Origin of the sequence: Inquilinus sp. CA228 (genome assembly GCF_052078665.1) — a bacterium.
Lineage (GTDB): Bacteria > Pseudomonadota > Alphaproteobacteria > DSM-16000 > Inquilinaceae > Inquilinus.
This window is the reverse complement of sequence record NZ_JBQJIK010000149.1, coordinates 1-7193: the sequence shown is the minus strand read 5'-3', so window position 1 is coordinate 7193 and position 7193 is coordinate 1. Positions and strand designations below refer to the sequence as shown.

The 7193-nt window shown below is 70.4% G+C and carries 9 protein-coding genes; 4 read left to right on the top strand and 5 right to left on the bottom strand.

Annotation, left to right across the window (positions count from 1 at the left end; translation table 11 throughout):
- Positions 1-249, top strand: a 249-nt coding sequence (locus ACTOWL_RS37320; protein ID WP_441326373.1) for a peptidoglycan-binding domain-containing protein, incomplete at its 5' end; no start/stop codon positions are given.
- Between the two features lie 93 nt (positions 250-342).
- Positions 343-1218 carry an SMP-30/gluconolactonase/LRE family protein gene (locus ACTOWL_RS37315; protein ID WP_441326372.1) on the top strand — a complete coding sequence of 292 codons (876 nt, stop codon included), beginning with the start codon at positions 343-345 and terminating at the stop codon, positions 1216-1218.
- On the opposite strand, the gene ACTOWL_RS37310 is transcribed toward ACTOWL_RS37315, so the two are convergent.
- The 4 genes from ACTOWL_RS37310 to ACTOWL_RS37295 are packed head-to-tail and all read right to left on the bottom strand — an operon-like array spanning position 1215 to position 4673.
- Positions 1215-2501 carry an NAD(P)/FAD-dependent oxidoreductase gene (locus ACTOWL_RS37310; RefSeq protein ID WP_441326371.1) on the bottom strand — a complete coding sequence of 429 codons (1287 nt, stop codon included), beginning with the start codon at positions 2499-2501 and terminating at the stop codon, positions 1215-1217. The genes ACTOWL_RS37315 and ACTOWL_RS37310 overlap by 4 nt on opposite strands.
- Positions 2502-2515: 14 nt before the next feature.
- Positions 2516-3247: an amino acid ABC transporter ATP-binding protein gene (locus ACTOWL_RS37305; protein ID WP_441326370.1), complete on the bottom strand. Its 732-nt coding sequence runs from the start codon at positions 3245-3247 to the stop codon at positions 2516-2518.
- The gene (locus ACTOWL_RS37300) at positions 3244-3897 is read right to left on the bottom strand and encodes an amino acid ABC transporter permease (RefSeq protein ID WP_441326369.1); all 654 of its coding nucleotides are present in this window, start codon (positions 3895-3897) and stop codon (positions 3244-3246) included. Before ACTOWL_RS37300 ends, ACTOWL_RS37305 begins: the two co-directional genes overlap by 4 nt.
- Before the next feature lie 8 nt (positions 3898-3905).
- Positions 3906-4673 (bottom strand): ABC transporter substrate-binding protein, encoded by a 768-nt coding sequence (locus tag ACTOWL_RS37295; RefSeq protein WP_441326368.1) that lies wholly within the window; start codon positions 4671-4673, stop codon positions 3906-3908.
- Between the two features lie 133 nt (positions 4674-4806).
- Here ACTOWL_RS37295 and ACTOWL_RS37290 point away from each other — a divergent pair, with 133 nt between their 5' ends.
- The gene (locus ACTOWL_RS37290) at positions 4807-5364 is read left to right on the top strand and encodes a cupin domain-containing protein (RefSeq protein WP_441326367.1); all 558 of its coding nucleotides are present in this window, start codon (positions 4807-4809) and stop codon (positions 5362-5364) included.
- Between the two features lie 131 nt (positions 5365-5495).
- On the top strand, positions 5496-6227 hold the full coding sequence (locus ACTOWL_RS37285; RefSeq protein WP_441326366.1) for a class I SAM-dependent methyltransferase: 732 nt from the start codon (positions 5496-5498) through the stop codon (positions 6225-6227).
- Between the two features lie 38 nt (positions 6228-6265).
- Here ACTOWL_RS37285 and ACTOWL_RS37280 read toward each other — a convergent pair.
- Positions 6266-7193 (bottom strand): AsmA family protein (locus tag ACTOWL_RS37280; RefSeq protein ID WP_441326365.1); only part of this gene is annotated, 928 nt, incomplete at its 5' end.

Genomic DNA, 7193 nt, shown 5'->3' with positions numbered 1-7193 from the left:
GGGCCGCGGTCGGCGGGCCAGCCGGCCGGCGATGCGCAGTGGAGGGAGATCCAGCAGCTGCTGACGATGATGAACTACAATGCCGGCCCGGTGGACGGCCGGCTGAACCGCCAGACCCGCAACGCCATCGCCGCCTTCCAGCGGCAGCAGAAGCTGCGGGTCACCAGCCGGCCCTCGCCGACGCTGCTGGAGGCGCTGCGCCAGGCGGCCGGGGCCGAGACGCCGGACTGGACCCCGGGGCATTTCTGACCACAATCGCGCCCTGGAGCGCGATCGCGCTCCAATTCTTTGGCATAAAGCGGCCGGGCGATTCGGCCCACCGCGGAACGGGAAGGCAAGGCGATGGGTCAGGACGCGGTCTGCATCTGGGCGGCCGGGGCGACGCTGGGCGAAGGGGCGCTGTGGCTGGCCGAGGAGCAGGCGCTGTACTGGGTCGACATCCTGCAGCCGCGCATCCTGCGCTACGACCCGGCGACCGGGGCGCAGGCGGAGTGGCCGATGCCGGAGCCGATCGGCTTCATCGCGCCGCGCCGCCGCGGCGGGCTGGTGGCCGGGCTGCGCAGCGGCTTCCACCTGATCGACCTGCCCGAGGGAAGGGTGACGCCGATCGGCAACCCCGAGCCCGACCGTCCCGGCAACCGCTTCAACGACGGCAAGGTCGACCCCGCCGGCCGGCTCTGGGCCGGGACCGTGGAGTTCGGCTGCACCGAGCCGACCGGCGCCTTCTATCGGCTGGACCCCGACCATCGCTGGCACCGCATGGATGACGGCTACATCGTCACCAACGGCCCCGCCTTCTCGCCCGATGGCCGCCTCCTGTACGAGGCGGATTCGGAGCGCCGGGTGGTGTATGCCTATGACCTCGACCTCGCCAGCGGCGCCATCGCCAACCGCCGGCCCTTCGTGATCTTCGCCGATGACGACGGGGTGCCGGACGGCATGACGGTGGACCGCGACGGCCATCTCTGGGTGGCGCATTGGGGCGGGTCGCGGGTCAGCCGCTTCCGCCCGGACGGCACGCTGGACCGCGCCGTGGCCATCCCGGCGCCGCATGTCACCAGCTGCGCCTTCGGCGGCCCCGGCCTGACCACACTCTACGTCACCACCGCCCGGACCGGGATGTCGGAGGCGGCGCTGCGCCAGCACCCGCTGGCCGGCGGGCTGTTCGAGATCAAGGACGCCGGCCGCGGCCTGCCGGGCAGCCACTTCGCAGGCTAGAGTCCGCCGTCGTTCATCCGGTACCAGGTGATGACGGCGGAGACGTAGAGCCGGTGCAGGGCGTGCAGCGGCAAGGGCTGGATCGGCACCGGCGGCAGCGGCAGGGCGCCAGCATCGCCAGAGGCGATGTATTGTGCCATCGCCCGGCCTATCGCCGTCTGCAGCCCGACGCCGCGGCCCTGGCAGCCGATGTCGACCAGGAGGCCCGGCGCCGGCTCGTGCAGATGCGGCAAGTAGTCCCGGGTGACCGCGACCCGGCCGCACCAACGATGCTCGAAGGCGATGCCGGAGAGTTGCGGGAACAGCTTGCCGACGACGCGCTCCAGATGCGCCCAGTCGGACGCGCCCTTCGGCTCGCGGAACGGGCCGCGGCCGCCCATCAGCAGCCGGCCCTGATGGTCGAGCCGGAAATACAGCAGCAACTTGCGGGTGTCGGAGCTGACCTGCCCGCCGGGCAGCACCGACTCGCGCTCGCGGTCGGTCAGCGGCCGGGTCGCCACCTGGAAGGAGTTGGCGGCGATGATGGTCTGCTCCAGCCGCGGCCACAGCCCCTTGGTGTAGCCGTTGGTGCAGAGCAGGATCCGGTCCGCGGTCACGGTCGCGCCGCCGGCCGTGCTGAGCCGCCAGCGCCCCTGTGCCCGGTCGAGCGCGGTGACCGGCGTGCCGGTGTGGATCACCGCGCCGGCCTGCAGCGCCGCCCGGGCCAGGCCGCGGGCGTAGTCGAGCGGCTGGATGCCGCCGCCGCGCTCGTCCAGCCAGCCGCCGAGATAGCGGTCGGTGCCCAACGCCTGCCCGATCGCGGCCTTGTCCAGCGGCCGCACCGGCGCCCCGCGCTTGGCCCATTGCGCCGCCCGCGCCTCGGCCTCGGCCAGGCCCTCCGGCGAATGCGCGCCCTGGATCCAGCCGGCGCGCCGATACGGCACCTGCATGCCATGGCGCTCGATCAGGTCGAACACCAAGTCGGCGGTGCCGCCGCCGAACTCGGCCAGCCGGCCGCCCCGCTCGGCCCCGAATATGGCGACCAGCGCGTCCGGGTCATGCTTCAGCCCGGGGATGACCTGGCCGCCGTTGCGGCCGGAGCCGCCGAAGCCGATCTGCTTCGCCTCCAGCAGGACCGGCTTCACGCCGCGCTCGGCCAGGTGCAGCGCCGCCGACAACCCGGCATAGCCGCCGCCGATGATGGCGACGTCCGCGGCAGTCGAGTCGGCGAGCGGCGGCGTCTCGGGCGCGGGCGCCGCGGTGGCGGCCCAGAGCGAGGGTTCGAGCGGAAAGTAATCGGCCACGTCTCGCCTCGATGTCAGAGCGGGTGGAGCACCCGGCGCAGGAAATCCTGGGTGCGGGGATGGCTCGGTTCGGTCAGCACCGATTTGGCCGGCCCCTGCTCGACGATCACGCCGCCATCGATGAACAGCACCCGGTCGGCGACCTCGCGGGCGAAGCCCATCTCATGCGTGACCACGACCATGGTCATGCCGTCCTCGGCCAGGCCGCGCATCACCGCCAGCACCTCGCCGACCAGCTCGGGGTCGAGGGCCGAGGTCGGCTCGTCGAACAGGATCGCCTGCGGTTGCATCGCCAGGGCCCGGGCGATGGCGACGCGCTGCTGCTGCCCGCCGGAGAGCTGGGACGGCCTGGCCTCGGCCTTGTCGGCGAGGCCGACCCGGGCCAGCAGGGCGCGGCCGCGCTCCGCCGCCGCGGCCCGCGGCTGCCGCTTCACGAAGACCGGGCCTTCGATCACGTTCTCCAGCACCGAGCGGTGCGGGAACAGGTTGAAGCGCTGGAACACCATCGCGACGCGGCCGCGGATCTCGACGATCGACCGGGCGGCGCGGTCGACCCGCCTTCCGTCGACCAGGATCTCGCCGGCCTCATAGGCCTCGAGCCCGTTGATGCAGCGCAGGATGGTCGACTTGCCGGAGCCGGAGGGGCCGATGATGCAGACCACCTCGCCCTTGGCCACATGCGCGTCGATGCCCTTCAGCACCTCGACCGTGCCGAACCGCTTGCGGACGCCCTTGAGCTCGATCACGGCTTGCCCGCCTTCTTCTCGAAGTGACGCACCAGCAGGATCAGCGGGATGCTCATCGCCAGGTACATCAGCGCCACCAGGGTGAAGACGCTGGTGTTCTTGAACGAGGCCGAGGCGATCAGCTTGCCCTGCAGCGCCAGCTCCGCGACCGTGATGGTCGAGGCCTGCGACGAGTCCTTCAGCAGCATGATCATGATGTTGCCGTAAGGCGGCAGCACGATGCGCACCGCCTGCGGCAGGATCACCCGGCGCATGGTCAGCCACCAGCCCATGCCGATCGACTGCGCCGCCTCGATCTGGCCCTTGTCGATCGCCTGGATGCCGGCGCGGAAATTCTCCGCCTGATAGGCCGAATAGGCGACGCCGAGGCCGATGATCGCGGCCTGCAGCGCGGTCAGCGACACGCCGAGGTCCGGCATCACGAAGTACAGGTAGAACAGCTGGACGATGATCGGGACGCCGCGGATCACATTGACCAGGGTGGCGCTGAGCCCCGACAGCAGGCCGATGCCGGAGACCCGCAGGATGGCCCAGACCAGGCCGAGCACGGTCGACAGCACCAGCGCGCCGGCGGTGACCAGCAGGGTCAGCCCGACGCCCTGCAGCAGGATCGGCAGGAACTCGGCGGCGTCTCTGAGGAAGCTCTGCATCGCTAGGCTCAGGAGGCGCCCTGCGGCTTCACCCCCCATTTGCCGAGGATGCGGTCGATGCTGCCGTCGGCCTTGAGCTTGGCCAAGGCCGCGTCGACCTTGTCGCGCAGCGCCTGGTCACCCTTGCGCAGGCCGATGCCGACCGACCCGATCGATGTCGGCTTGTAGCTCTCGACCAGGCGGACGCCGGGGATGGCGCCGTCCTTCAGGTTGTAGGCCAGGATCGGATAGTCGGCGAAGCCGGCCGCGATCCGCCCGGCATTCACGTCGCGCAGGATGTCGGGGATGGTGTCGTAGGCCTTGATCTCGGCGAACAGGCCGCTGGCCTGCAGCGCGTCGACGAAGGTGGTGCCGACCTGCGCCCCGACCGTCAGCCCCTGCAGGTCGGCCAGCGTGGCGTAATCACTGGTGTCGTCCTTGGGGACGATCAGCCCTTCGCCATAGGTGTAGATCGGGGCGGAGAAGTCGATCACCTCCTGCCGCTTCGGGCTGATGAACATCGCCGCCGCGATCAGGTCGATCTTGCCCGAGGTCAGCGAGGCGATCAGGGTCGAGAACGCCATCGGCTCGATCTGCACCTCGAAGCCGGCCTCCTGGCCGACCGCGGTGATCAGGTCGACCATGATGCCCTGGATGGTGTTCGACTTGGTGTCGAGGAAGGTGAAGGGCACGCCGGTCGGGGTCGACCCGACCCTCAGCACCTCCGCCGAAGCCGGAGTCGCCGCCGCGAGCGCCGCCATGGCCGCCGCAGCCTGGATGAGCGTCCTGATCCGCATCGCCCTGCCCCCTGTCCTGGATTGCCGGTTCCGCGGATCGGGTCCGCACGCCGGAGTGGTTTCACCATTATGAAATCGGCATAATCGGAGGCGTTTGGCAAGCGATTTTCACCTATATGAAACCGGAAGACGCATGAGCATCGACCTGACCGTGGGCGCCCGCATCCGGGCGCTGCGCCATGCCCAGGGCCTGTCGCTGGAGTCGGTCTCGGCCCGGTCCGGCCTGTCGATCGGCTTCGTCAGCCAGGTCGAGCGCGGCCTGTCCTCGCCGTCGCTCAAGGTGCTGACCGCCCTCGGCGACGTGCTGGGCGTCGGCCTGGCCGGGCTGTTCGGCCCGCCGCCGGCCGAGGGCACGGTGGTGCTGCGCCGGGCCGAGCGGCCGGGGCTGAACCTGTGGCGGTCCGGCATCTCCAAGCAGCTGCTGAGCCCGGCCGGCGACGGCGGCTTGAGCCTGTTCCTGGTGACGATGGAGCCGGGGGCCAGCACCGGCGACGAGTTCTACACCCATGCCGGCGAGGAGGCCGGCACGGTGCTGGAGGGCGAGATGGCGCTGACGGTCGATGCCGAGAGCTGGATTCTCGCCGCCGGCGACGGCTTCCGCTTCGCCAGCCGCCGGCCGCACCGCTTCGCCAACCCCTCGGCCGAGGCCCAGGCCGTGGTGCTATGGATCAACTGCGTGATCGGGCAGTGAACGGGGGCGATCGCAGGCGAAGCGGGTGAAGGCCCGGCCAGATCGCCGCTTCGCTACCCTTCGATTCGGGAAACTGTTATCCTCAATTGTTGCCGATACGTCGCACCAACTCCAGAACAGGAGCGGTAGTGATGGCGACCCACGGAGAAGATGCCCATTATCTATTTCCTGAAACGGCCGATGTGACCATTTTCCAGGAAAGCTGGAATATTTACCAAAAGATGGTCGAAAACAATTTTTTGTTCCATCGAGAGGTCTACACACGCCTTCACGACGTGCTGATTGGGGATGTCGGCCGCCCATTCGACTTCCTCGATATCGCTTGCGGCGATGCCCGAGCCAGCGTCGCTGCGCTCCAGGGGACGCAAGCCGCGCATTATCATGGAATCGACCTGTCCGTCGTGGCGCTGGAGTTCGCTCGGCAGGCATGCGAGGCGCTCACCCTTCCGGCGACTCTCGAGGAGGGGGATTTCAGGAGGGTGATCGCCCTCCGAACGGATCCCGCAGATGTCGTCTGGATCGGCCTTTCGCTGCATCATCTCCGAAACCCGGAGAAGCTCGCCTTCATGCGCGATGTTCGCCGCCTCCTCGGCCCGGACGGGCTCCTTCTCATCTATGAGAACACCAGCCCTGACGGCGAGGACCGAGAAGGCTGGCTGCGCCGTTGGGACCAACAGAAGCCATTCTGGACCGCATATACTGACGCCGAGTGGGACGCCATGGCCGCCCATGTGCATGACTCGGACTTCCCGGAAACGGAGTCAGCTTGGCGCGAACTCGGGCGCGCCGGCGGGTTCGGCAGGGTGAGCGAGGTCTTTGCCGCGCCTTCCGACCTGTTCCGGATGTATTGCTTTGCGGCATAGCCCATTCCAGGTCACCGGCGAAAGACGACGTCCCTCGCTCATGGCCCCGGGGGCGGCTCCGCCGGTACCTCGGGGGCCGGTTCGGCCGGAGCCCCGGGGGCCGGTCCGGCCGGCGCTTCCGGTGCCGGCCCGGTCGGACGGACGGCGGCGCGGGCGGCGGCCCAGTCCTCCAGCGCCTTGGTCTCCAGCCGCCGCACCGGGGCGGAGGGGGTGCCGTCGAAGCGCAGACCCACCGCCGGCACGTCGGGATGGGCACGGAAGCCAACATCGATGCCGAGGTCGAGGCGCCAGCGCGGCAGGTCGAGGGTAAAGCCGCCGGTGCCCAGCGCCGTGTCGGTGACCAGGCGCAGATCGGTCGAGGTCGCCATGCCGTCGGCGATGGCGAAGGTGGCGTTGACCGCCGGCACCGCCGTGCTGCCACCGGCGAAGTCGGCGCGCAGGCCTTCGAGGAAGGCGCCCGGCAGCCCCGGATCGGCCAGCAGGCGCCCGGCCGCGGCGAGATCGATGCCGGCCAGCGAGGCATCGCGCACCGCCACCAGCCCCTTGCCGTCCAGCCCGTAGACCAGGCCGGCGACGCTGTTGCCGGCCGAGGTCGCGTCGAGGCCGAGATCGAGCCGGCCGGCGAGGCCCTGCGGCCCGGCCGACAGAAGCAGGATGGCGGCGAGGTCGGCGTCGACCAGATCGGCATGGCCGGACCAGCGCGGCCCGCCGGCATTGTCCCAGTCGATCCGACCGTTCAGGCCGAGCCGGCCGCCGGCCACGCCGGCCGAGAGCCGGTCGAGATTCAGCCCGCCCTGGTCGAGCCGGGCGTGCAGCTCCGGCTGGTCCAGGGTCCAGCCGGCGAGCGAGACCGCCGCCGCGTCGAGGTCGAGATTGCCGTCGATCCGGGCCAGGCGGCCGAGATCGAAGGGCCGCGCCGGCCATTGCCCGGCGGCGTCGCCGGACGGCGCCAGACCGGCCAGCAGC